This window comes from Streptomyces sp. NPDC059224, from assembly GCF_042754285.1.
GTDB lineage: Bacteria > Actinomycetota > Actinomycetes > Streptomycetales > Streptomycetaceae > Streptomyces.
In genome coordinates, this window is the sequence record NZ_JBHZAN010000005.1 from 164,209 (window position 1) to 187,751 (window position 23,543).

The following is a 23,543-nucleotide window of genomic DNA, read 5'->3' on the forward strand; positions in this document are numbered from 1 at the left end:
CAGTTCCGCGGCGGTCGGTCCGCGGGTTGCGAGGAGGAGTCGACATGAGGCTGATCTGGCAGTTGTTGGCGGTGGCGGCGGTCGCCTTCGCCGGTGGGCAGGCGGTCGCCGCGGTGGCGGGGAACTGGTTCCTCACCCTGGTCCTCGGCGTGCTGACGGCCGCGGCCGCGGTGGCCGTCTACGGCTGGGTGGTACGGCGGACCGAGCGCCGGCCGAGCACCGAGGTGGCGCGGGACGGCGCCCGGGCGGCGTTCGGACGCGGTGCGCTGATCGGCGTGGTGACGTTCGCGTGTGTGATTGCGAACATCGCCTTCCTCGGGGACTACTCGGTGCACGGCCTGGGGTCGGTGACGGTCGCGGTGGGGCTGATCGGATCCATGGCCGGCGCCGCGGTGACCGAGGAACTGCTGTTCCGGGGCGTGCTGTTCCGGATCCTCGAGGAACGCACCGGCACCTGGATCGCGTTGACGTCGACCGGTGTGCTGTTCGGGATGATGCATCTGCTCAACAAGGACGCGACCCTGTGGGGCGCCCTCGCCATCGCGATCGAGGCCGGCGGCATGCTCGGCGCCGCGTACGCCGCCACCCGCACCCTGTGGCTGCCGATCGGCCTGCACTTCGGCTGGAACTTCGCCGAGTCGGCGATCTTCGGTACCGAGGTCTCCGGCAACGGAGCGCAGAAGGGCCTGCTGGACGCCTCCACCTCGGGGTCGCAGCTGATCACCGGCGGCGAGTTCGGGCCGGAGGCGAGCGTGTACGCGGTGCTGTTCGGGGTGCTGGTGACGATCGCCTTCCTGCGGCTGGCCAAGCGGCGGGGGCACCTGGTGCCGCGCCGGCGCCGGGACACCCCGGCCGGCTCCGTCGCTACACTGCCCCGGTGATCAGTCCTCGGCAGGTGTCCGGGTGGTGGCACCGGCTCGACGTGACGGTCCGGGATCTGCCCCTCGGGCTGCTGATCCTGGCCGGTTCCTTCGTGCCGGTGCTGCACGGCAACGGGACCCAGGTCGGTGATCTGCCCACCCGTCCCTTCGACGCGGCAGCCGGCCTGGCACTGGGCCTGGAGTGCCTGCCGCTCGCCGTGCGCAGGCGGTGGCCGGCCGTCTCGCTCGCCCTGGTGTCGCTCGGCTTCGCCGTCGACCAGGTCCGCGCCTACCACTCGGTCGCCGGTGTCGCGCTCCCCCTCGCCCTGCTGAGCGCAGGCGCCCATCTGGACCGGCACCGGCGCACCGCCGCGCTGCTGTTCTCCGCGGCCTATGTGCCGTTGGCGGTCGCGCTGCACCGGCTGGGGTCGGGGGGCGAGACGGTAAGCGAGTTCGTGACGTTCTATCTCGCGCTGGTCCTGGCGTGGGGTGCCGGGGCGTGGCTGCGGGCCACCCGGGCCGCCGAGGCCGAACACCGGCTGCGGGTCGCCGAGGACACCCGCGCCGCCGAACGCACGGCGATCGCCAGGGAGTTGCACGACGTGGTGACCCACCATGTGACGGCGATGGTCGTGCAGGCCGAGGCGGCGCGGTACCTCACCGCGGCGCCCGACCGGCTCGACCAGACCCTGACCGCCGTCACCGACACCGGGCGCCTCGCCATCGCGGACCTGCGCCAGTTGCTCGACCTGCTCAACCCCGACCACGGCACCGGCACCGCCGGCACCAGGACGCCGCCCGCAGGGAGGCTGGCCTCGCTGGTGGAGCAGACGCGCCGGGCCGGGCAGCCGGTGGAGTTCACCGAGGAGGGCACGTCGGCGCAGTCGGCCGGCAGCGCCGACCTGGTGGCCTACCGGGTGGTGCAGGAGGCCCTGACGAACGCCCTCAAGTACGCCCATGGCAGCCGTACTTCGGTACGCGTACGCCATGGCGAGAAGGAGATCACCGTGGAGGTAGGCACGGACGGGTCCGGCTCGGCCGCCGCGTCCCTGGGCGGGAGCGGGCGGGGCCTGGCCGGCCTGCGGGAGCGCGTGGCCGTGCTGGGCGGCGAGTTCAGCGCGGGGCACGCGGGAGACGGCGGCTTCGTCGTACGGGCCCGTATACCCGCCGGGAACCCGTCGTGACCGCGGCCCGCCGGGAACCCGCCGTCGCCGGCCCGGGCGAGGCGCCGATCCGGGTCCTGGTCTGCGACGACCAGGTGCTGATCCGCACCGGGCTGGCGACGATCATCGACGCCCAGCCCGATCTGGCGGTGGCCGGTGAGTGCGGGGACGGGCGGGCCGCGGTCGACCTCGCCGGCCGGCTGCGCCCGGACGTCGTCGTCATGGACGTCCGCATGCCGGTGCTCGACGGCATCGAGGCCACCCGGCTGCTGGCCGGGGCCGGGGTGCCGCATCCCGTGAAGGTGCTCGTGGTGACCACGTTCAACCTGGACGAGTACGTGTACGAGGCGCTGCGCGCGGGCGCGAGCGGGTTCCTGCTCAAGGACGCGCCGCCGGACCGGCTGCTGCACGGCATCCGGACCGTGGCCACCGGCGTGGCTCTGCTGGACCCCGAGGTGACCCGCCGGCTGGTGGGCCGGTACGCCGCCCGGATCCGGCCCGCCGACGGCGGCACCCCCGAGGACATCCCGCTGACCCCGCGGGAGCTGGAGGTCCTGCGGCTGATCGCGGACGGCCTCTCCAACGGCGAGATCGCCGCGACCCTGCTGATCAGCCCGGAGACCGTGAAGACCTTCGTCTCCCGCATCCTCACCAAACTCGACCTGCGCGACCGGGTCCAGGCGGTCGTCTACGCCTACCGCCGGGGGTTGGTGGTCTGACCGGGGCCCGGCCGGAGCGCCCCGCCGCTCAGAGCACCCCGCCCGCCTCGTCCTGGAACAGGTCCGTCCAGTAGTGCCACTGGGCGTCGGTCGTGGTGGGGGTGGGGTCGATCGTCGCCAGGGTGTGGAGCATGGTCGCGGCGAGCTGGTCGTAGGCCTCCGTGGTGAGTTCGTGGTTCAGGTGTTCGTCGATGGTGCGCTCGTGGTGGAGGAGCCACAGGGTGAAGGCGAGCGTGGAGATGTCGGTGTTGAGGGGGTAGAGGGTCGCCTCGGGCTCGGAGAAGTTGAGGATCGCGCCCGTGGTGCCGTCCACGACCAGGCTGTTCTCCTCGACCAGGTGGCCGAGGCGTATGAGCCGGCCGGCGTGGGGCGGCAGGGCCTCCAGCGGGAAGTCGCCGGTGTGGACGTCGGTGAAGTACTCCCGGAGGGTGGGGAGCGGGGCGTCCGGGTCGAGGTGGAAGAGGACCGCGTCCTCCGGGAGGCCGGTCTCGCGCAGGAAGCGGCGGGTCGGCTCGTGGGTGAGCGTGGGCGGGAAGTCGACCTCCTCGAAGCGGGCCACCCGGCCCTGCCCGAACTCCTGGTCCAGGAGCCGGGCCGGCAGGTCGACGGCGAGCCCGGAGTCCGTGCCCGGGCCCGCGACCAGGCTGAGAGGGCGGATCAGCGCCGCCGCCTTCCAGTACGGCGGGACCCGGCCTGCCGTGCCCTCCTCGAAGAGCTCCAGCAGCCTGCGGGACGCCTCGGTGGCCGTCTTGGTGCCGTAGGTGCCGGCGAGAGCGGCGAAACGGCCGCGCAGGCCCGTCAGTTCCTCGGTGACCGCGGCGAACCGCAGCAGCGTCTCCAGGGAGGGCGCCAGCGGGCGCGGGTCGGCCGGGTCGACCAGGTAGGCCGTGCTGATCTCGCCGGTGCCGCCGTCGAGGAGGATCGACTCCGTGTCGAGGCCGGCCGGAGCCAGCAGTTCGCCTATCACCAGCCGGTCCCGGAGGTCCTCCGCGAGCCGGGACGGGCCGGCCGTGAGGTCCGCGACGTCGGCGAGCGTGCGCAGGCCGGCCGTGCGGAGCGGTTCGAACGTCAACAGGCCGCCGGTGTCGGGGAGTCCGGGGCCGGAGAGCCACATGCGGGTCGGTTCGTGCGTGATGTAACGGTCCAGTTCTGCCTCGGTCAGCGTGATCGCCGCCGCACCGCTGCCGGTCGTGCTGGTCGTGCTCATCGCTGCCCCCGCGATCAAAGAGTCCAGGAAACGCAAGTGGTTCGGAGTGGTGTGCCGTTGGCCGCCCTGAGCAGGGCACGGTGTGCCGTTCGGGCTTCCCCTCCGAAACGGCCGTCCCCACTGCCCAGAACACTACGCCGCACCACTGACAACGCCCCGTGGACAAGAGACGTCAGACGGCCCTCGCCCGTTCCGTCCCGGTGACAATCGCCGCCACCGTCTGTTCCACGGTCAACGCCGAGGTGTCCAGCCACGGACCCAACGCGTCGGTGCGCAAACGTAGTTCCGCGTCCAGGCCGGCGATCGTCCACGCGGGTCCGTACCCGGTCTTCGGCCGCCCCGCCTCCCGCCCCGCCTCCCGCTTGGCCACCGCCTCGGGGCTGGGGGCGAGGACGACGACGTGCAGCGGACGGGTGCGGATCCGTTCGGCGTAGGACGCCGGCTCGGGGCCCAGCAGCACGTCCTGGACGACCGCCGCGGCCTCGGGTGTGCACTCCGCCCGGCCGGAGACGATCATCCGGCGGGAGGCGTCACCACGGACGTGCGCCGCCCGCGGGAGCCTCTTGGCGAGCGCCTGCGCGACCGTCGACTTACCCGACGCCATGGTCCCGGTGATCACGACGACCCCGGACAGGCTCACTGACCGGTGACGACCGCCGCCTGCGGGCGGATCGGGAGGCGGTTGACCGGGCGGCCGGTGGCGGCGCGGACGGCGGAGGCGATGGCCGCCGGGGACGTCACGACCGGTACCGCGCTGACCGACTTGGCGCCGAAGGGCGCGACCACGTCCCGTTCCTCGACCAGCTTGACGATCCGGATGTCCGGCGCGTCCAGGGCGGTCGGGAGGGCGTAGCCGGTGAGGTCGGGGTGGCGGATCAGCCCGCGCGGGGTGCGCAGGTTCTCGGTGAGCGCGATGCCGACGCCCTGGGTGACACCGGCCTCGATCCGCGCGCCGAGCTGTGCCGGGTTGAGGACCCGGCCCACGTCCTGGGCGACGGCCAGCTCCACGACCCGTACCGAACCGAGCTCGATGTCCACGTCGACGACCGCGCGGATCGCGCAGAAGGCGAGGCCGACGAAGGCGTCGCCCTGGCCCTGCGCGTCCAGCGGCTCGGTCGGGTGCGGACGGCACTGGGCCGTGGCCCACAGTTCCTTGCCGTCCATCGCCTCGGTGACGGTGGTCGACAGGACGCCGTCGTACGACGTGATCTTGCCGTCGGTGATCTGGAGCAGCTCGGTGGACATGCCGAACTTGTGGGCGAGCGGCTGGAGGAGCTGGGTGCGGACCATCTTGGCGGCGCGTTCGACGGCGCCGCCGGAGACCCAGGTGTGCCGGCCGCGGCAGCCGGCGCCGGCCGGCGGCTGGTCGGTGTCGACGGGGGCCACGTGGACCTCGTCGATACCGAGGGTCTCCTGGACGATCTGGCGGGCCAGGGTGGTGAAGCCCTGGCCGGTCTCCACGGCGGCGCAGAGCACGGTGGCGATGCCGTCGTGGACCTTGACGGTGGCCGTCGAGACCTCGTCGGCGCCCTCGATGCCGAGCATGTGGACCATGCCGAGGCCGTAGCCGACGCCGCGGCGCACCGCGCCCGGCTCGCCCGCGCCCTCGGGGCCGCCGGGCAGCAGCCACTCGTCCTCGGGGGTGTCCTTGGGCAGTGCGGGCAGCGGGAAGTCCCGTACCGCCTGGAGCAGCTCGGCGACGGGGGCCGGACAGGTCACCGTCTGGCCGATGGGCAGCACGTCGCCGGTCGCGAGGGCGTTGCGCAGGCGGATCTCGGCCGGGTCGATGCCGAGCTTCTTCGCCAGCTTGTCCATCTGCGCCTCGTAGGCGGCGCACACCTGCATGGCGCCCTCGCCGCGGACGTGGCCGGAGGGCGGGTTGTTGGTACGCACGGCCCAGCCCTCGATGAAGGCGTTCGGGACGACGTAGGGGCCGCAGGCGAAGGAGACCGCGGCGGCCAGGGACTCGGCGGAGGTGTCGGCGTAGGCGCCCGCGTCGAGCAGGATCTGCGCCTCGACCTTGATCAGCTTGCCGTCCGCGTCGGCGTGGTGCCGGTAGCGCAGCAGGGTCGGGTGGCGGTGGGCGTGGCCGAGGAAGGACTCCTCGCGCGTGGCGGTGAGTTTGACCGGGCAGCCGGTCTTCAGGGCGAGCAGGCCGAGCGGCAGCTGGAAGCCCTGGTCCTCGCGGTCGGCGGTGGCGCCGGGCACGCCGGTGACGACGATCTTCACCTGCTCCAGCGACAGCCCGAAGCAGGCGGCGGCCGTGTTGCGGTCGGTGTGCGGGTCGGTGGAGGCCAGGTAGAGCTCGACCCCGCCGTCGGGGCGGGGCACGGCGAGTCCGGCCTCGGCGCCGATGGGGGCCGGGTCGGCGCGCCCGATGCGGTACTGGCCCTCGACGACGATCTCGCCGGCCGCGTCCGGGTCGCCGTGGTGCAGCGGGATGTGCCGGATCAGGTTGCCGTCGGGGTGCAGCGGCTCGGCCTCGAAGGCCTGTTCGGGGTCGATGACCGGGTCGAGCACCTCGTACTCGACGATGACGGCGGCGGCGGCCATCCGGGCCGTGTCGGGATGGTCGGCGGCGACGGCGGCGATGGGCTCGCCGTGGTGCCGTACGACCTCGGCGGCGAACACCGGGCGGTCCGGCGTGCCCCGGCCGTGCAGGGGGGTGCCGGGCACGTCCTCGTGGGTGACGACCGCCCGCACGCCGGGCATCTCACGCGCGTGGGTGGTGTCGATCGACACGATGCGCGCGTGCGGGTGCGGGGAGCGCAGTACGGCCGCCCAGAGCAGGCCCTCGGCCCACAGGTCGGCCGCGTAGGGGAAGGTGCCCTCGGTCTTCGCGCGCGCGTCGGCGGCCGGCAGCGACACGCCGAGGCCGTGCGGCGGCGGCTCGGGCGCGGGGTCGGCGCTGTCCGCGGCGGTGGTCGTGGCGACGGTCTCGTTGGTCATGCCTGGCCTCCGTCCGATCCGTAGGGCTGGTCGCCGTAGCTCTGGCTCTGGTCGCCGAACGTCTGGTTCCCGCCGAAGCTCCGGTCGCCGCCGAACGACTGGTTCCCGCCGAACGACTGATCACCGTCGAAGGACTGGTCGCCGCCGAACGACTGGTCGCCGCCGAACGACTGGTCGCCGCCGAAGGACTGGTCGTACGACTGCTCGCGCAGGGCGTCGTAGGACGACTGCTCGCGCTGGGCGGGCGACGCGAAAGTGCCCGGGGAGTCGAACGCCGAGGCGTTGACGCCGCCGGCACCCGGTCCCGCCTGATGCGGAATGCGGGCCTCGTCGCCACCCGTCTCGGCGTCGGCGGCGGCGGCGTGCGCGTCGCGTTCGGCGACGACCTCCTGGACGGCGTCCAGCACGCCCCGGTAGCCCGAGCAGCGGCAGAGGTTGCCGCACAGGGCCTGACGGGTCTCCATCTCGGTGGGGGCCGGGTTGCCTTCCAGCAGGTCGTGGACGGTCATGGCCATGCCCGGGACGCAGAAGCCGCACTGGACGGCTCCGCGCAGGGCCAGCGCGCGCTGGACGTCCGAGGGCCGGCCGTCCTGGGCGAGTCCCTCGACCGTGCGCACCTCGCTGCCGGCCGCGGTCACCGCGGGAACCAGGCAGGAGGCGACCAGGCGGCCGTCGACCTGGACGTTGCAGGCGCCGCATTCGCCCTGGGAGCAGCCGTCCTTGGCGCCGGCCAGGCCGAGGCGTTCGCGGAGGACGTAGAGGAGCGACTCGCCGATCCAGGCGTCGGTGACGGGGCGGTCGGTGCTGTTGACGCGCAGGACGTAGGAGGCGAGGGGGTGATCGTCGATCGCCTCGGCCTCGCCTTCGGCGGGTTCCGTCCCGTCCGCGCCCGGCGCGCTGTCCTCGTCGTCGGGTGCGGGGGGCGCCGTCGGGAGCGCGTCGCCGTCGGCGGGCCGCGGGTCGAAGCCCCGGGCGGGGTGCGGGGCGGACGCGTCGTGGGGCTCGTCGGCTCCGTCGGCTTCGGACGTGTCCGGTTCACCGGTGCCGGGCGACTCGCCGGTCGTGTGCCGGGTGGCCGCGGCACCGGACTCGCCGACGGCGCGGAGTTCGCCCGTGTCGCCGGGTTCGCCCGGTTCGCCGACCGGGACCACGTCGGGTGCGGGCGCCGCACCGGCGGCCTCGGACGGGGCACCTGGGGCCGGAGGGCCACCGTGGTCCGCCGGGGCCCCTGAGGTGCCCTCAGGGGCCTGTACGGGGTGCTCCCAGGCCTGGACCTCCGACGCCCAGGGTGCCGGTGCGCCGCCCGGCAGGGTCGCCGGTGGCGTGCCGCCCCACTGCTCCATGAGCGCGGATGTGGTGAACTCGCCCGATTCTTCCGGGACATCGCCGTTCGCGACGGGGATCGACCACTGCCCGGTCACGTCGTGACCGGGCGCGGGCGGCGGCTCCTCGTACGTCCACTGCTGGGTCGCGGCGGGCTGGTACGTGAACCGGTCGTCGGCCGGCCGCTCCTGGGGAACCGCGTTCGGGTCGGGCCACTGGCCGCTCCCCGTCTGCGCGCCCCAGGTCTCGGTGCCGGGGGCGGCCGCAATCTGCGGCGGCACGTAGCCGTGTCCGGGCGCGGCCAGGGGGCTGTCGCGGGACAGCAGGGCCTCGATGCCGCCCTCGGGGAGCTTCACGAAGGCGGTCGCGCCGTCGTCGTAGTCGCCCTGCGGCAGCGGGTCCCAGCGGCCGCCACCCGAGGGCGCGCCCTCTCCGTGCTGTTCGTCGGTCATGACAGCGCCCTCCCCAGTGCTCGTCGGGCCAGCGCGGCGACGGTGCGCCGCAGGTGCAGTACGGCAGGCGGAAGCGGGGGCACCGAGCCGTCCGGCTCGGGTGCCGCGTCGGGGATGCAGGCGGCGGCGACGTACTCGCCGAAGGCGTGCAGCGCCTCCGGGACGAGCGCGCGGTCGTTGTCCCAGTCGATGAGCCGGGCCACCCACTGCTCGGCCTCCAGCGGCCGCAGCGGCATCGGCGCTATGGCTCCGACGGCACATCTGACCCCGCGCCGCGCGGGGTCGAGGACGAGCGCCACGGAGGCCACCGAGCGGCCGGGTCCGGTGCGGCCGGTGGCCTTCAGGAAGACCTGCGGGGCGTGCAGCAGCGGCACCCGGACGAAGGCGATCAGCTCGCCCCCGCGGAGCATCTCCACCCCGGCCAGCAGGTGCGAGACCGGGATCTCCCGGCGGGAGCCGCCCGGCCCCGCGATGACCAGCGTCGCCTCGAGGGCGGCGAGCACCGGCAGCGCGTCGCCGGTGGGCGCGGCCGTGGCGATGTTGCCGCCCAGGGTGCCCGCGTTGCGGATGTGCGGCGGGCCGGCGGACCGCGCGGCGGCGGCGAGCGCCGGGATCAGGGCCGCGAAGTCGGGGCGGCCCATGCGCGCATGGGTGAGTCCCGCGCCGAGCAGCGCGTTGCCGTCCTGGTACTGCCAGCCGCGGATCTCGCTGATCCGGCCGAGGCCGACCAGGGCGGCGGGCCGGAGCTGGCCCGAGTTGACGGCGGCCATCAGGTCGGTACCGCCCGCCACGGGGACCGCGGCGGGCATGGCGGTGAGGGCCGCCACGGCTTCGTTCAGTGTCGTGGGCAGCGTGACGGACTGCGCCGCCTGCGGTGCGTGCGTGGTCAAAACCGGCTGCCCCTTCCCGCTGCCCCCACCTGGTCCCACCTGTGTGGCCGTACGGTACGTGCTCACAGGGCGGACGTGGCAACTCTGGCACATCTTCGCAAGCCTCGAACGCACGGGTCCGCTAGGAGGCATTCGCCCACCTCACAAGCGACATGTTCCGTTTTCGTACGGCATTGCCGGTGAGTTCCGATTGACACTCTTCGGTGACTCTCGGGGTCTTTTTCCCCTACGTGTTCGGGGCGGGCAGGTGACGGGAGAGGGCTACCGGCTCGGGGGCGGCCCGTCGGCCGGGCGGCCCGGCACCCCGGGGCGCCGCTGCCACGGCAGCGGGCCGGCCGGCGGACGGTAGGCCACGCCCAGGGCGTCCAGCCGCCGGCGGTGGGCGGCCATCCGGCGTTCGAAGCCGGCGAAGTCCCGTTCCGCCGGGACGGGGAGTGCGCTCCAGGCGACCTCGGCGAAGGCCGCCAGCCGGGGGAAGGCCTGGTAGTCCACGCGCGCGTGATCCTCCATCACCTCGGTCCAGACATTGGCCTGGGTGCCCAGCACATGACCTGCCTCGGACGCGTCGAGGTCCGGTGGAACCGGTTCGAACCGATACACGTCCTCCAGGGTGCGCACATATCCGATCGGTACCGGCTCGTCCGCGCCGGCTGCCTGCCGGTGGTCCAGGTACACGTGCTGTTCGGGGCACATGACGACATCGTGACCGGCGCGCGCGGCCGCGATCCCGCCGCCGTAACCGCGCCAGGACGAGACGGCCGCGCCCTCGGCGATGCCGCCCTCCAGGATCTCGTCCCAGCCGATCGCCCTGCGACCGCGCGCGGAAAGCCACTTGGCGAAGTGGCCGATGAACCACGACTGCAACGCGTCCTCGTCCGCGAGCCCGAGTTCCTTCATCCGGGCTTGTGCCGCCGGTGACGCCCGCCACTGGTCCTTGAGGCATTCGTCGCCGCCGATGTGAATGAACGCCGAGAACCCGGCGGCGTCCGCCGGGAACAGCTCCAGCACTTCCTCGAACACCCCCTCGTAGAAGCGCAGGGTGTTGTCGGTGGGGGCGAGTACGTTCGGAGAGATCCCCCAGGTGTCCCAGACGGTCAGGGAGGCGGTGTCGATGACGTCGGTGTTGCCGAGTTCCGGATACGCGGCGATGGCGGCCTGCGAGTGGCCGGGCACGTCGATTTCGGGGACCACCGTGATATGCCGCTCGGCCGCGTAGGCGACGATCTCCCGGATGTCGTCCCGGGTGTAGTGGCCGCCGTGCGGCTTCTCCTCCCACAGCGGTGAGGCCCGGTGGCCGAATTTCGTGCGGGCCCGCCAGGAACCGACCTCGGTGAGCCGGGGGTGGCGCTCGATCGGGATGCGCCAGCCCTGGTCGTCCGTCAGGTGGAAGTGGAAGACGTTGAGTTTGTGCGCCGCCATGAGATCCAGGTAGCGCAGGACGCCTTCCTTGGGCATGAAGTGCCGGGCGACGTCGAGCATGAGGCCGCGCCAGCGGAACCGGGGCGCGTCCTCGATGATCTGGTGCGGGATTCCGTACCGGATCCCGGGGCGCACGGGCGCACGGCGGAAGGCATCGGGACCCAGCAGCTGGCGCAGGGTCTGGGCGCCCCAGAAGACGCCGGCCGGGCCGCCGCCGCGGATCTCGACGCCCCGGCCGGCGATCACCCTCAGCCGGTACGCCTCGGGCTCCAGCGAGCCGTCCAGGCACAGCCGTACCGAGTCGCGGGCGTCCTCGGGGCCGGGTCGCAGCGGCAGCCCGAGGGCCGCGCCGAGAGCCGAGCGCAGCCAGCGTTCGGTCCCCTCGGTGCCCGGGGCGGCCGACAGGGTGGTGCCCTCGTCGAAAAGGACACCGCACCGCATCGGCCCCTCGATCGAGCGCGGCGCCGGAATCAGATCCACTTCGGAAGTCATGTCAGTCCTTGACCGCTCCGCCCAGCCCGGAGACCAGCCGTCGCTGTACGAGTACGAAGAACACCAGCACCGGAATCGTCATCACCGTGGAGGCCGCCATGACCCCGCCCCAGTCCGGGTCGTCGGGCTTGTAGAACACCAGCAGCGCCATCGGCAGCGTGGACTGCGAAGTGTCGCTGATGATGAAGGACTTGGCGAACAGGAAGTCGTTCCAGGCGGAGATGAAGGAAAACACGCTCGTGGCGACCAGACCCGGCAGCACGAGCGGGAAAAGGATCTGCCAGAGAAAGCGCGACCGGCTCGCCCCGTCGATGCAGGCGGCCTCCTCCAGCGCCTGGGGCACCCCTTTCACGAACCCCCGCAGCATCCAGATCGCGAAGGGCAGCGAGAAGGCGATGTGGGGCAGGATCAGCGAGCCCAGCGTGTTCAGCAGACCGAAGTCCCGCAGCTGGAAGAACAAGGGGATGGCGAGGGCCTCGACGGGCACCATCTGGGCCACCAGAAACATGATCAGCAGGGTGGTCCGGAAGCGGAACCGGAATCTCGTCACGGCGGTCGCGGCGAGAAAGGCGATCAGCGCCGAGACGATGACCACACTGCCCGCGACGACAACGCTGTTGACGAAGTACCGGCCGAATTCCTGCTGCCCGAAGACCCGCCGGAAGGAGCCCAGAGAGGGCTCCAGGGTCCAGGGCCGGGGCCGGTCGGACTCGATCTCGCCGGCCGGTCTGAAGGCGCCCAGCACCATCCAGTACAGCGGAAAGGCGACCACTGCGGCGATCACCAGCGCCACCGCGTCGGCGGCCGTCCGCCCCGGCCGCCAAAGCCATCCGCGCACAGGATTCACAACGGTCACAGCTCCTCCCCCTGCCGGCGCAGCAGCCGCAGGTGGCCGAGGGTCACGGCGAGCAGGATCAGCAGCGTGACGACGCCGATGGCGGCGCCGAGCCCGTACTGCGAGGAGGCGAAGGCCTGCTGGTAGGCGTACACGTTGAGCACCAGGTTCTGTCCCGCGATCCCGCCCCCGCCGGTCATCACGTAGATCTGCGTGAAGATCTTGAAGTCCCAGATCACCGACTGGATGGTGACGACCATGAGGATCGGCCGGAGCATCGGCGCCAGCACCGACCGCCAGATCCGCCACTGCGAGGCGCCGTCCAGCGCGGCGGCCTCCAGCACCTCGGACGGTACGGCGCGGATCCCGGCGTACACGGTGACCATGACGAACGGGAAGGAGCACCAGACCACTTCGAGCAGCACCAGCAGGAAGGCGCTGTACCGCCCGTACGTCCAGGAGTGGCCGCCGAGCCCGAACAGCCGGTTCACCGGTCCGAAGTCCGGGTCGAAGAGGAACAGCCAGACCGTCGACCCGGTGACCGCCGGGGTCGCCCACGCCCCGAGCGCGGCCAGCATCAGCGCCGCCCGCGGCACCGCACGCACCCGCGTGAGCAGCACGGCGAGCGCACATCCGACGGCGAGTGTCGACACGACGCACGCGGCGGCGAAGAACACGGTGGCGAGCAGGACCGACCAGAACCGGTCGTCGCCGAACACGTCCGCGTAGTTGTCCAGTCCCACGAAGGCGGTGGGTTCGCCGCCGCTGACCTGTGCCTGGGTGTACCGGAAGACAGAGATCAGCCCGAGCTGATAGACGGGGTAGACGAGCAGACCGCCGAGGACCACGAGGGCGGGGGCCAGATACAGCCACGGCACAGTCCGGCTTGCCAGGGGGCGCGGGACCGCATCGAATTCGCGGCTGCCGCCGCGCGGGCGCGACCGGCCACGCCGGCGTCGCACCCGTCCACGCTCGGCAGCCACCTCCGCCGTCGGCGTCATCCGGCGGAGCCGAACGCCGCGTCCATCTTCTCCGCCGCCTCCCCCGAGGCCGCCCCCACGCTCTTCCTGCCGCTGATGACCTCCTGGAACATCGTCGGCAGCACCAGCGAGGAATCGATCTGCGACCACCCCGCCGACGCGGGCACGAACTTCGTCCCGGCCGCCAGGGTCGCCACGAACGGCTTCACGAACGGCTCCCTGGCGGCCGCCTGGTCGCGGACGTCCGTGAACGTCGGCAGGAACCCCATCGCGTCGAACATCGCGGCCTGCGTCTTCTTCGACGTGAGCGCCTCCATCAGCGCGACGGCCAGCGTCCGGTGCGCCGTGCTCTTCAGCACCCCGATGTTGTTGCCGCCCGCGAAGGCCGGCGCGACGGTTCCGGCCGTGGCCCCCGGCAGCGGCACCACCGCGTACTTGCCCTTGACCGCGCCCGCCTCCACGGCCGCGTGGCTGAAGTCGCCCCCGATCGCCATCGCCGCCTTGCCGGCCGTGAACGCGGTGACCGTGTCGTTGCCGCCGAAGCCGGCGCACTTGGCGGCCGGGCAGTTGTCGTCGCCGAAGAGGGACGTGTACTCCTTGATGCCCTTCTGAGCGGCCGCGCTGTCGATCGCCGAGGCGTACGAGCCGCCCTTCGCGGTGGCGAGTTCGCCGCCGTCGGCCCAGATGAAGGGCATGGCGCCGTAGGTGTAGGCGCCGCCGACGGCCAGGCCGTACAGGTCGGGCTTCGCCCTGCGCACGGCGCGGGCCGTGGAGGCCAGTTCGGCCAGGGTCGCCGGCGGCTTCAGGCCGAGTTCCCCGAAGACGTCGGTGCGGTAGTAGAGGGCACGGACGCCGACGTAGAAGGGGGCGCCGTAGACCTTGCCGCCGACGGTGACCGACTGCTCGGCCGTCGGGTCGGTGTCCTTGGCCTCGGGCCACCGGCCGAAGTCCCCGGTGACGTCGAGCAGTCCGCCGTCCCGTACGTAACCGGCGGTGTCGGTGTTGCCGTACTCCATGACGTCCGGGGCCGACTCCGGGTCGTTGAAAGCGGCCTTGACCCGCTGTGCGCGGGTGTCGACCGGGATGTACTCCACGTCGGCCTCGGTGCCGGGGTGCGCCTTCTCGAAGTCGGCCACGACCGAGTCGACGACCTTCCGCTTGGGGTCGTTGCCGACCTCCTGGAAGAGCCACACCCGCAGGGTGCCGCTCTTGTCGTCCTTGTCGGAGGCGGAGTTGGAGGAGGTCTGCGGGGCGCAGGCCGCCAGGAACAGGGCGGCGACGAGGAATACCGGGACGGGGAGCTTCATGGAGTGACCCTCCGGGGCGCGCTGAAGCGTAGGCGTTCACGACACTGCACACCGCGTTCGTTGCGACATGTGCAACCGCGGTTTCGCTCTGCACAACACCACGGAGGGTAGGGACAACATGAACATGCCGACAAGAGGTCTCGACCACTCTGTGACCGGCGGACGCACCCTGTGCAACGGCCGGGCACGACAAAGGCCCCGGAGCGCGCCAAAGCGCGCCCGGGGCCTCGGAAGATCCGGGCTGGTGCTACTTGTCCTTGCCGCCCTCGCCGTCGCCGCCGCTGCCCATGGAGTCGTAGATCTCCTTGCACATGGGGCACACGGGGTACTTCTTCGGGTCGCGGCCCGGCACCCACACCTTGCCGCACAGCGCCACCACGGGGGTGCCGTCGAGGGCGCTCGCCATGATCTTGTCCTTCTGGACGTAGTGGGCGAAGCGCTCGTGGTCGCCGTCGCCGTGGGACACCTGTGGCGTCGGCTCTACGAGGGTCCCCGTACCAGTCCCGCGCTCGGGCTCAAGAGTGCTCATAGAGCCCAAGGGTACTGAAGCGCCCGGGCAACGGCGGGGACAAGGCCCGCAGTCAGTTGAGCGACGCGTCGTCCGGGTAGGTGGCGACCATCGCCAGTTCGTTGCGCTGGCGGCGCAGCACCTCGCGCCAGAGTCTCTCGGGGGACGGCGAGGAGACGTCGCCGGGTTCCGACTCGACGACGTACCAGGCCCCCTCGACCAGTTCGTCCTCCAGCTGGCCGGGGCCCCAGCCGGCGTAACCGGCGAAGATCCGCAGGGAGCCGAGGGCCGAGGCGAGCAGTTCCGGCGGGGCCTCCAGGTCGACCAGGCCGATCGCGCCGTGCACCCGGCGCCAGCCGAGCGGCGCCCGGTCGCCGTTGCCGCCGCCCGGGATGACCGCGACGCCGAGCGCGGAGTCCAGCGACACCGGGCCGCCCTGGAAGACCACTCCGGGCTCGCCGGCGAGCGCGGCCCAGCCCTCCAGGATGTCCCGGACGTCCACCGGGGTGGGGCGGTTGAGGACGACACCGAGGGAGCCCTCCTCGTCGTGGTCGAGGAGGAGCACCACCGCGCGGTCGAAGTTCGGGTCCGCCAGGGCGGGCGTGGCCACGAGCAGCCGCCCTGTGAGCGAGGACACCTCGGTCATGCCTGACATGATCCCGCATCTTGCCCTCGCGTGGGGAGCCAATGGGGTGTGCGAGTGAATGCAGCTCAGGGCGGAGAGGAGCGGGCCCGGCGCACGGTGACGGGCGGTGACCCCATGTGCCCGGCGGTGAACCGTTCGTGTTGTGACACAGCTATGACGTAGCTGGACGGTCCTTGGGCTTACGGCAGGGGGCCGATGGGCGATTACTCTGTCACTCCGGCCCTGCCCCACTCCACGGAACGCGAGATTCATGACCGTCAACGGCTCTGACGACGTACTGCTTGTCCACGGCGGCACCCCGCTGGAGGGCGAGATCCGTGTCCGCGGTGCGAAGAACCTCGTACCCAAGGCCATGGTCGCCGCGCTGCTGGGCAGTGCGCCGAGCCGGCTGCGCAACGTACCGGACATCCGTGACGTGCGTGTCGTACGCGGCCTGCTGCAACTGCACGGGGTGACGGTCCGTCCGGGTGAGGAACCCGGCGAGCTGGTGCTGGATCCGACCTACGTGGAGAGCGCGAACGTCGCTGACATCGATGCCCACGCGGGCTCCAGCCGTATCCCGATCCTGTTCTGCGGCCCGCTGCTGCACCGGCTCGGGCACGCCTTCATCCCGGGCCTGGGCGGCTGCGACATCGGCGGCCGGCCCATCGACTTCCACTTCGACGTGCTGCGGCAGTTCGGCGCGACCATCGAGAAGCGCGCGGACGGCCAGTACCTGGAGGCGCCGAAGGGGCTGCGCGGCACCAAGATCCGGCTGCCGTACCCGTCCGTCGGCGCGACCGAGCAGGTGCTGCTGACGGCCGTACTCGCCGAGGGCGTCACGGAGTTGTCCAACGCGGCCGTCGAGCCGGAGATCGAGGACCTCATCTGCGTGCTGCAGAAGATGGGCGCGATCATCGCCATGGACACCGACCGGACCATCAGCATCACCGGTGTGGACAAGCTCGGCGGCTACACCCACCGCGCCCTGTCGGACCGGCTGGAGGCCGCCTCCTGGGCGTCGGCGGCGCTGGCGACCGAGGGCAACATCTACGTCCGGGGCGCCCAGCAGCGCTCGATGATGACGTTCCTGAACACCTACCGGAAGGTGGGCGGTGCCTTCGAGATCGACGACGAGGGCATCCGCTTCTGGCACCCGGGCGGTCAGCTGAAGTCGATCGCGCTGGAGACCGACGTGCACCCCGGCTTCCAGACCGACTGGCAGCAGCCGCTCGTGGTGGCCCTGACCCAGGCGACGGGCCTGTCGATCGTGCACGAGACGGTGTACGAGTCGCGGCTCGGCTTCACCTCCGCGCTGAACCAGATGGGTGCGCACATCCAGCTCTACCGCGAGTGCCTGGGCGGTTCGGCCTGCCGCTTCGGCCAGCGCAACTTCCTGCACTCGGCGGTCGTCTCCGGGCCGACCCGGCTCCAGGGCGCCGACCTGGTCATCCCCGACCTGCGCGGCGGCTTCTCGTACCTGATCGCCGCCCTCGCGGCCCAGGGCACGTCCCGGGTGCACGGCATCGACCTCATCAACCGCGGCTACGAGAACTTCATGGAGAAGCTCATGGAGCTCGGGGCGAAGGTGGAGCTGCCGGGCAAGGCCCTCGGCTAGTTCCAGGAGAGTCTCAACGGTACGACGATGGGGCGGCCCCTGGTGGAGGGGCCGCCCCATCGTCGTGTTACACGCCGTAGGCCGTCGTCCCGTGGCCTACGGAAGGCAGGGTCACTTGCCCTTCGCGGATTCCTTCAGCTTCGAGCCCGCGGAGACCTTCACGCTGAAGCCGGCCGGGATGTTGATCGGCTCGCCGGTCTGCGGGTTGCGCGCGGTACGAGCGGCACGGTGGGTGCGCTCGAAGGTCAGGAAGCCGGGGATGGTGACCTTCTCGTCGCCCTTGGAGACGATGTCGCCGACGACGTCGGCGAACGCGGCCAGCACGGCGTCGGCGTCCTTGCGAGTCACCTCGGCACGGTCGGCCAGCGCGGCCACCAGCTCACTGCGGTTCATGTTGTTACTCCCGTGTTCTTCTTGCCATTGAGGCGTGCCACGCGGCGGAGCCGCATGTTGGGCCGGGACGCATCCTGCCCCCACCTGCGGCGGGAACGCCAATCCGTTGCCGCCCATACCCTACGGGGGGGCCGAAGGGGGGGTTTCACGACGCGCCGATTGGATGGCGTGGCAAGTTTCACAGACGTTTACTGGGAGCCGTCGTCCTCGGACCCCGAAGGGGCCGGGCGCGTCGCGTTTCACCCGCGGGGGCGTGGGGGCCGAGCGCGCGGTTCCCCGCGCCCCTCCGGGGGCGCCTCAGGCGCCCTTCGCGGCCTCTCGCACCGCGCCCGCCACCGCGCCGGCGACCTTCTCGTTGAAGACGCTCGGAATGATGTAGTTCGGGTTCAGCTCGTCCTCGGTGACCACGTCGGCGAGGGCCTTCGCGGCCGCGAGCATCATGTCCGTGTTCACGGTCCGGGACTGGGCGTCCAGGAGGCCGCGGAAGACGCCCGGGAAGACCAGCACGTTGTTGATCTGGTTCGGGAAGTCCGAGCGGCCGGTGGCCACCACGGCGGCCGTCTGACGGGCGATCGCCGGGTCCACCTCGGGGTCCGGATTCGCGAGTGCGAACACGATCGCGTCGTCGGCCATGGCGGCCACGTCGTCGCCGTCGAGGACGTTCGGGGCCGAGACGCCGATGAAGACGTCGGCGCCCCGCACGGCCTCCTTCAGCGTGCCGGTGAGTTCCTCGGGGTTGGTGTTGTCGGCGATCCAGCGCAGCGGCGAGTCGGCCGGGGCCGCCACCAGGTCCTCGCGGGCGGAGTGCACGACGCCGCGGATGTCGGCGACGACGGCGTTCTTCACGCCGGCCGCGATCAGCAGCTTGAGGATGGCCGTACCGGCCGCGCCGGCGCCGGACATGACGACCCGGATGTTCTCGATCGCCTTGCCCGTGCAGCGCAGCGCGTTGGTGAGGGCGGCGAGGACGACGATCGCGGTGCCGTGCTGGTCGTCGTGGAAGACGGGGATGTCGAGGGCCTCGCGCAGGCGGGCCTCGATCTCGAAGCAGCGCGGGGCGGAGATGTCCTCCAGGTTGATGCCGGCGAACCCGGGGGCGATCGCCTTGACGATCTCGACGATCGCGTCGGTGTCCTGGGTGTCGAGGCACAGCGGCCAGGCGTCGATGCCCGCGAACCGCTTGAAGAGGGCCGCCTTGCCCTCCATGACGGGCAGCGCGGCCTTCGGGCCGATGTTGCCGAGGCCCAGGACCGCGGAGCCGTCCGTCACGACCGCAACGGAGTTGCGCTTGATGGTGAGGCGGCGCGCGTCCTCGGGGTTCTCCGCGATCGCCATGCACACGCGGGCCACGCCCGGGGTGTAGATCATGGACAGGTCGTCACGGTTGCGGATGGGGTGCTTGGACTGCATCTCGATCTTGCCGCCGAGGTGCATCAGGAACGTACGGTCGGAGACCTTGCCGAGGATGACGCCCTCGATGCCGCGCAGCTGCTGGACGATCTGGTCGGCGTGGGCGGTCGAGCTGGCCGCGATGGTGACGTCGATGCGGAGCTTCTCGTGGCCCGACGCGGTGACGTCGAGGCCGGTCACCGAGCCTCCGGAGGACTCCACGGCGGTGGTGAGCTGCGAGACGGCGGTTCCGCTCGCGGGCACCTCCAGCCGGATGGTCATCGAGTAGGAGACGCTGGGCGCCGTTGCCATGGCCGACTTCCTTCGTTTCACCGTGTAGCGAGTTGTGCCGTCCGATCGTCGCACCTACCGCCGGGTAGGCGTTAGCGGGGCCTGGTTTCGTGCGTAGTGTTCGCACGCGGAAGAGGCCCGCATCACAGGGTGATGCGGGCCTCTTCGACGTTCATGACACCGACCCGCCATGCTCGCCTCGCGGCAAGTGGTCGCTCGTAGCGACGAAGGTTGGGCCCGGGGGCTTGGATCGGGCCGGTGTCACGACAAGGCTAACAAACAGATCCCCTACGGCCATTCCCGTCGGCGGACTTCACAGAAAACCTCCAGCCGAACGGCCCCTCGCTCACTCCCTGAGCAGGTCCGGAACCCCGGCCGCGTCCGGCTCGTCGCGCTCCCCTGAGACCACCGTCAGCTGCTGGGTCGCCCGGGTGAGGGCCACGTACAGCACGCGCAGTCCGGCCGGGGACTCGTCGGCGATCTCCGCGGGCGACACGACGACCGTCGCGTCGTACTCCAGGCCCTTGGCCTCCAGGCTGCCGAGCGCCACCACCCGGTCGCCGAGCCCCGCGAGCCAGCGGGCGGCCTCGGCACGCCGGTCCATGGCGACGACCACGCCGACGGTGCCGTCGACCAGGTCGAGAAGGTGCTCCGCGGCCGCCCGGACGGTCTTCTCCAGCGAGTCGCCGACGACGCTGCCGTGTCCGTCGCCCGTTGCCACGAAACGCGGCTCGACCCCGGTGGAGCGGACCGCGGAGGGGGACTTGGCGCCGGGCATGGCCAGGGCCAGCACCTTGGCCGCGAGCTCGGCGATCTCCGCCGGGTTGCGGTAGTTCACGGTGAGCTCGAAGCGGCGGCGCGGACGGGAGCCGAGCGCCTCGTCCCGTGCCTCGGCCGCCTCGTCCGGGTCGGACCAGGAGGACTGGGCCGGGTCGCCGACCACCGTCCAGGTGGCGTGCCGGCCGCGGCGGCCGACCATCCGCCACTGCATGGGGGTGAGGTCCTGCGCCTCGTCGACGATGACGTGGGCGTACTCGACGCGTTCCTGGGCGAGCCGTTCGGCGCGCTCGCGCTGGGACTCCTCGCGTGTCGGCATCAGCTCCTCCAGGCCGGTGAGCTGGTCCAGCGGGTCCAGCTCGCGCTTCTTCCGCGGGCGGACCGGGGCGCCGAGGATGGCCTGGAGTTCGTCGAGCATGGCGATGTCGTGCACGGTGTGACCGTCCCGGCGCAGCGAGCGGGCGACCCTGCGGACCTCGCCGGGGTTGAGGATGCGGCGGGCCCAGCGGCCGAGGCGGCGCTCGTCGGCCATCGCGGTGAGGACGGCCTGCGGGGTCAGCTCGGGCCACCACGCGTCGAGGAACTCGATGAAGGAGTCCTCCGTGACGATGTCCTCGTCGAAGGAGGAGCGCAGTTCGGCGGCCAGTTCCGGGTCGCTGTGCCGGCCGGCCGCGCCGGAGCGGGCCCACAGGGCGTCCAGGAGGAGCCTGCGGGCCCGGGGCCGCAGCAGGTTGACGGGGGCGGTGCCGCTGAGCGCGTTGTGTCTGACGCGGTCGAGTTCCTCGGCCTCCAGCTCCAGGCGGCGGCCGAAGGCGACGACTCTGAGCCGGGTCGGTGAGCCGTTCGGCTCCAGGGCACCACGGGCGGCCTTGCGCAGCACCCTCAGCATCCGGGAGGAACCCTTGGCACGGGCGGTGGCCGGCGTGTCGTACAGGGTGGCCTCGGCGCCGTCGACGAGGGAACCGATGGCGCGGATGGCGACCTGGCCCTCCTCGCCGAGGGACGGCAGGACGCCCTCGGTGTACGCGACCAGCAGCGGGGTCGGGGAGACGATCAGGATGCCGCCCGCGTACCGGCGCCGGTCCTGGTAGAGCAGGTAGGCGGCGCGGTGCAGCGCCACGGCCGTCTTGCCGGTCCCCGGGCCGCCCTCGACGTAGGTGACGGAGGCGGCGGGGGCGCGGATGACCAGGTCCTGCTCGGCCTGGATGGAGGCGACGATGTCCCGCATGGAGTGGGTGCGGGCCTGGCCGAGGGCGGCCATCAGGGCGCCGTCGCCGATGACCGGCAGGGCGGCGCCGTCCAGGAGGGCGGTCAGCTCCGGGCGCATCAGGTCGTCCTCGACCCCGAGGACCCGGCGGCCCTTTGAGCGGATCACCCGGCGTCGTACGACACGCCCGGGATCCACCGGAGTGGACCTGTAGAACGGCGCGGCGGCCGGTGCCCGCCAGTCGATGACCAGCGGGGAGTAGTCCTGGTCGAGGACGCCGATCCGGCCGATGTGCAGGGTCTCGGCGATGTCGGCGGTGTTGTCCGCGCGGACCGCCCCCTCGGCGGGCTCCACGGCCGTGTAGGCGCCGTCGGGGCCCTTCTTGCCGTCCTTGCCGAGGAGCAGGTCGATACGGCCGAAGAGGAAGTCCTCGAACTCGTTGTTGAGCCGGTTGAGGTGGACGCCGGCGCGGAACACCTGGGCATCCCGTTCGGCGAGCGCGCCGGGCGTGCCCACCTGGCCGCGCTTGGCCGCGTCGTTCATGAGGAATTCCGCCTCGTGGATCTTCTCCTCGAGGCGCTGGTACACCCGGTCGAGGTGTTCCTGTTCGACGCTGATCTCACGGTCCCGGACGGAGTCCTGAGCGGAGTCCTGTTCCGAGCCGTGAGGGCCGACCGCGGATTGTTGAGCCTGAGCGGCCACCGGGCCCCCTTCTGACGTGCTGGGCAGCCGTCAACCGTACGCGAAAGGGGCCCGCTGAAGCTACGCGCTGACCGAGACCAGCTTCTTGCCGTCGAACGTCATGACTTCGAAGTGGTCGATCTGCGTGGGGGTGAAGGCTGCACCGCCGTGCACGTAGAGAGGCTCCTTGGCCTTCTGCGACTTGGCGTCCGTGATGCCGTATCCCCAGGTCGGAACGGACCAGGAGGTCACCGTCTCGCGTTCGCCGTTCTTGCCGACGGCGATCAGCGAGCACTTCTTCGGGCCGGTGACGTTCTTGAGCTGGAGGACCGCGTGGGTGCCCCAGTCCTTCTTCTCGACGGCGACGGTCGCGGTGACGTGGGTCGTCGGGTCCGTGGCCGTCTTCCTGTCGGACATCGTCTGGAAGGCCGCCTGGGCGGGCCCCGCGGCCAGGTTTCCGCCGCTGTCCCCGTCCGAGCCGCTCAGCGCCACGCCGGCCGCCGTGCCGCCCGCGATCAGCACGATCGAGGCCGCCAGACCGAAGAGGCTGCGCCGGGTACGGACCTTGCGCTTGTCCGCGACCTCCACGACCAGCTTCTCGACCATCCGCGGGCTGGGTTTGGCGGACAGCGACTCGCCGATGGACGGTGTCGATCCGGCACCCGGCAGATCGGCCAGGGCCGCCAGCATGGGTTCCATTCCGGCCAGCTCGTCGAGCTGCTGGGCGCACCATTCGCACCCGGCCAGATGGGCCTCGAAAGCGGTCGCCTCGGCGTCGTCGAGAATCCCCAGCGCATACGCGCCGACCGTCTCGTGCTCATTGGGAACCGGAGATTCCTGCATAGCACCAGACATACCCGAACCACCTGTGCCGAACCCGCCGTGCCCCCCGTACACACTCATCACGCCGTCACCCCCCGCTCCTCCAGTGCCAGCTTCATCGACCGCAGGGCATAGAAAACCCGTGAGCGCACGGTGCCGCTGGGTATACCCAGCGTTTCGGCCGCCTCGTTGACGGTACGCCCCTTGAAGTACGTCTCGACGAGCACCTCCCGGTGGGCCGGGGTCAGGTCGTCGAGCGCGTCAGACAGCGTCATCAGCCACAGCGCCTTGTCGATCTCGTCCTCCGCGGGGATGACCTCCAGCGGCGACGGATCGACCTCCTGCGGCCGGGCCTGCCGGCTGCGGTGACCGTCGATGACGATGCGTCGCGCGACCGTCACCAGCCAGGGGCGTACCGATCCGGTCGCTCGATTGAGCTGGCCGGCGTTCTTCCAGGCACGGATGAGTGTCTCTTGCACGACGTCCTCGGCGCGTTGCCGATCACCGGCGACCAGCCGAAGGACATACGCAAGGAGAGGTCCGGCATGCTCTCGATACAGAGCACGCATCAGCTCCTCATCGGGCTCCGAGGGCTGGGACATGCGATGTCGGGCCCTCGATCCACGTTCATTGGCC

Annotated in this window: 20 protein-coding genes; 4 read left to right on the forward strand and 16 right to left on the reverse strand. The window is 71.8% G+C overall.

The features are described 5' to 3' along the window. Nucleotides 1-44 precede the first annotated feature (44 nt). From ACFXI4_RS07260 to ACFXI4_RS07270, 3 genes are read left to right on the forward strand one after another with little or no spacing between them, the layout of a single operon-like run. The gene (locus tag ACFXI4_RS07260; RefSeq protein ID WP_384988760.1) at nt 45-881 is read left to right on the forward strand and encodes a CPBP family intramembrane glutamic endopeptidase; all 837 of its coding nucleotides are present in this window, start codon (nt 45-47) and stop codon (nt 879-881) included. Then, nucleotides 878-2,044 carry a sensor histidine kinase gene (locus ACFXI4_RS07265; RefSeq protein WP_384988761.1) on the forward strand — a complete coding sequence of 389 codons (1,167 nt, stop codon included), beginning with the start codon at nt 878-880 and terminating at the stop codon, nt 2,042-2,044. Before ACFXI4_RS07260 ends, ACFXI4_RS07265 begins: the two co-directional genes overlap by 4 nt. Continuing rightward, nucleotides 2,041-2,742, forward strand: coding sequence for a response regulator (locus ACFXI4_RS07270; protein ID WP_384988762.1), 702 nt, complete (start codon nt 2,041-2,043; stop codon nt 2,740-2,742). The genes ACFXI4_RS07265 and ACFXI4_RS07270 overlap by 4 nt, the downstream gene beginning before the upstream one ends. Before the next feature lie 28 nt (nt 2,743-2,770). Here the strand turns inward: ACFXI4_RS07270 and ACFXI4_RS07275 are convergent, their stop codons facing one another. From ACFXI4_RS07275 to ACFXI4_RS07325, 11 genes are all read right to left on the reverse strand, one after another. Then, a complete protein-coding gene (locus tag ACFXI4_RS07275; protein WP_384988763.1) occupies nt 2,771-3,949 on the reverse strand; it encodes an SUKH-4 family immunity protein in 1,179 nt (392 codons plus the stop codon). Between the two features lie 172 nt (nt 3,950-4,121). Beyond that, nucleotides 4,122-4,583, reverse strand: coding sequence for an AAA family ATPase (locus ACFXI4_RS07280; protein ID WP_384988829.1), 462 nt, complete (start codon nt 4,581-4,583; stop codon nt 4,122-4,124). Between the two features lie 2 nt (nt 4,584-4,585). Next, nucleotides 4,586-6,898 (reverse strand): xanthine dehydrogenase family protein molybdopterin-binding subunit, encoded by a 2,313-nt coding sequence (locus ACFXI4_RS07285; RefSeq protein WP_384988764.1) that lies wholly within the window; start codon nt 6,896-6,898, stop codon nt 4,586-4,588. Beyond that, the gene (locus ACFXI4_RS07290; protein ID WP_384988765.1) at nt 6,895-8,673 is read right to left on the reverse strand and encodes a 2Fe-2S iron-sulfur cluster-binding protein; all 1,779 of its coding nucleotides are present in this window, start codon (nt 8,671-8,673) and stop codon (nt 6,895-6,897) included. The genes ACFXI4_RS07285 and ACFXI4_RS07290 overlap by 4 nt, the downstream gene beginning before the upstream one ends. Beyond that, nucleotides 8,670-9,563, reverse strand: coding sequence for an FAD binding domain-containing protein (locus ACFXI4_RS07295; RefSeq protein ID WP_384988766.1), 894 nt, complete (start codon nt 9,561-9,563; stop codon nt 8,670-8,672). The genes ACFXI4_RS07290 and ACFXI4_RS07295 overlap by 4 nt, the downstream gene beginning before the upstream one ends. A 261-nt stretch (nt 9,564-9,824) precedes the next feature. Next, nucleotides 9,825-11,474, reverse strand: coding sequence for a beta-N-acetylhexosaminidase (locus ACFXI4_RS07300; RefSeq protein ID WP_384988767.1), 1,650 nt, complete (start codon nt 11,472-11,474; stop codon nt 9,825-9,827). Nucleotide 11,475: 1 nt separating this feature from the next. Next, entirely contained in the window at nt 11,476-12,321 is an 846-nt protein-coding gene (locus tag ACFXI4_RS07305; protein ID WP_384988830.1) for a carbohydrate ABC transporter permease, read from the reverse strand. 5 nt (nt 12,322-12,326) lie between these two features. Next, nucleotides 12,327-13,310 (reverse strand): carbohydrate ABC transporter permease, encoded by a 984-nt coding sequence (locus ACFXI4_RS07310; protein ID WP_384988768.1) that lies wholly within the window; start codon nt 13,308-13,310, stop codon nt 12,327-12,329. Further along, complete coding sequence (locus tag ACFXI4_RS07315) at nt 13,307-14,596, reverse strand: extracellular solute-binding protein (RefSeq protein WP_384988769.1); 1,290 nt, start codon at nt 14,594-14,596, stop codon at nt 13,307-13,309. The genes ACFXI4_RS07310 and ACFXI4_RS07315 overlap by 4 nt, the downstream gene beginning before the upstream one ends. Before the next feature lie 247 nt (nt 14,597-14,843). After that, nucleotides 14,844-15,125 (reverse strand): DUF3039 domain-containing protein, encoded by a 282-nt coding sequence (locus ACFXI4_RS07320; RefSeq protein ID WP_351701319.1) that lies wholly within the window; start codon nt 15,123-15,125, stop codon nt 14,844-14,846. Between the two features lie 52 nt (nt 15,126-15,177). Beyond that, nucleotides 15,178-15,750 (reverse strand): YqgE/AlgH family protein, encoded by a 573-nt coding sequence (locus ACFXI4_RS07325; protein WP_351701322.1) that lies wholly within the window; start codon nt 15,748-15,750, stop codon nt 15,178-15,180. A gap of 250 nt (nt 15,751-16,000) precedes the next feature. Here ACFXI4_RS07325 and murA point away from each other — a divergent pair, with 250 nt between their 5' ends. Continuing rightward, nucleotides 16,001-17,347, forward strand: a complete 1,347-nt coding sequence (murA, locus tag ACFXI4_RS07330) for a UDP-N-acetylglucosamine 1-carboxyvinyltransferase (protein ID WP_362721806.1) — start codon at nt 16,001-16,003, stop codon at nt 17,345-17,347. 111 nt (nt 17,348-17,458) lie between these two features. On the opposite strand, the gene ACFXI4_RS07335 is transcribed toward murA, so the two are convergent. From ACFXI4_RS07335 to ACFXI4_RS07355, 5 genes are all read right to left on the reverse strand, one after another. Beyond that, nucleotides 17,459-17,740 (reverse strand): HU family DNA-binding protein, encoded by a 282-nt coding sequence (locus ACFXI4_RS07335; protein WP_189268239.1) that lies wholly within the window; start codon nt 17,738-17,740, stop codon nt 17,459-17,461. 297 nt (nt 17,741-18,037) lie between these two features. Beyond that, the gene (locus tag ACFXI4_RS07340; RefSeq protein WP_384988770.1) at nt 18,038-19,441 is read right to left on the reverse strand and encodes an NAD-dependent malic enzyme; all 1,404 of its coding nucleotides are present in this window, start codon (nt 19,439-19,441) and stop codon (nt 18,038-18,040) included. 325 nt (nt 19,442-19,766) lie between these two features. After that, on the reverse strand, nt 19,767-22,106 hold the full coding sequence (locus tag ACFXI4_RS07345; protein ID WP_384988771.1) for a HelD family protein: 2,340 nt from the start codon (nt 22,104-22,106) through the stop codon (nt 19,767-19,769). Between the two features lie 60 nt (nt 22,107-22,166). Then, complete coding sequence (locus ACFXI4_RS07350) at nt 22,167-22,928, reverse strand: zf-HC2 domain-containing protein (RefSeq protein WP_362728018.1); 762 nt, start codon at nt 22,926-22,928, stop codon at nt 22,167-22,169. 59 nt (nt 22,929-22,987) lie between these two features. Further along, complete coding sequence (locus tag ACFXI4_RS07355) at nt 22,988-23,509, reverse strand: sigma-70 family RNA polymerase sigma factor (protein WP_010039908.1); 522 nt, start codon at nt 23,507-23,509, stop codon at nt 22,988-22,990. Nucleotides 23,510-23,543: the final 34 nt, after the last annotated feature.

Coding starts and splice junctions, on each gene's coding strand:
- ACFXI4_RS07260 (WP_384988760.1), top strand. CDS start 45: ATGAGGCTGATCTGGCAGTTGTTGGCGGTGGCGGCGGTCGCCTTCGCC.
- ACFXI4_RS07275 (WP_384988763.1), bottom strand. CDS start 3,949: ATGAGCACGACCAGCACGACCGGCAGCGGTGCGGCGGCGATCACGCTG.
- ACFXI4_RS07285 (WP_384988764.1), bottom strand. CDS start 6,898: ATGACCAACGAGACCGTCGCCACGACCACCGCCGCGGACAGCGCCGAC.
- ACFXI4_RS07290 (WP_384988765.1), bottom strand. CDS start 8,673: ATGACCGACGAACAGCACGGAGAGGGCGCGCCCTCGGGTGGCGGCCGC.
- ACFXI4_RS07300 (WP_384988767.1), bottom strand. CDS start 11,474: ATGACTTCCGAAGTGGATCTGATTCCGGCGCCGCGCTCGATCGAGGGG.
- ACFXI4_RS07310 (WP_384988768.1), bottom strand. CDS start 13,310: ATGACGCCGACGGCGGAGGTGGCTGCCGAGCGTGGACGGGTGCGACGC.
- ACFXI4_RS07315 (WP_384988769.1), bottom strand. CDS start 14,596: ATGAAGCTCCCCGTCCCGGTATTCCTCGTCGCCGCCCTGTTCCTGGCG.
- ACFXI4_RS07320 (WP_351701319.1), bottom strand. CDS start 15,125: ATGAGCACTCTTGAGCCCGAGCGCGGGACTGGTACGGGGACCCTCGTA.
- ACFXI4_RS07325 (WP_351701322.1), bottom strand. CDS start 15,750: ATGACCGAGGTGTCCTCGCTCACAGGGCGGCTGCTCGTGGCCACGCCC.
- murA (WP_362721806.1), top strand. CDS start 16,001: ATGACCGTCAACGGCTCTGACGACGTACTGCTTGTCCACGGCGGCACC.
- ACFXI4_RS07335 (WP_189268239.1), bottom strand. CDS start 17,740: ATGAACCGCAGTGAGCTGGTGGCCGCGCTGGCCGACCGTGCCGAGGTG.
- ACFXI4_RS07340 (WP_384988770.1), bottom strand. CDS start 19,441: ATGGCAACGGCGCCCAGCGTCTCCTACTCGATGACCATCCGGCTGGAG.
- ACFXI4_RS07350 (WP_362728018.1), bottom strand. CDS start 22,928: ATGCAGGAATCTCCGGTTCCCAATGAGCACGAGACGGTCGGCGCGTAT.
- ACFXI4_RS07355 (WP_010039908.1), bottom strand. CDS start 23,509: ATGTCCCAGCCCTCGGAGCCCGATGAGGAGCTGATGCGTGCTCTGTAT.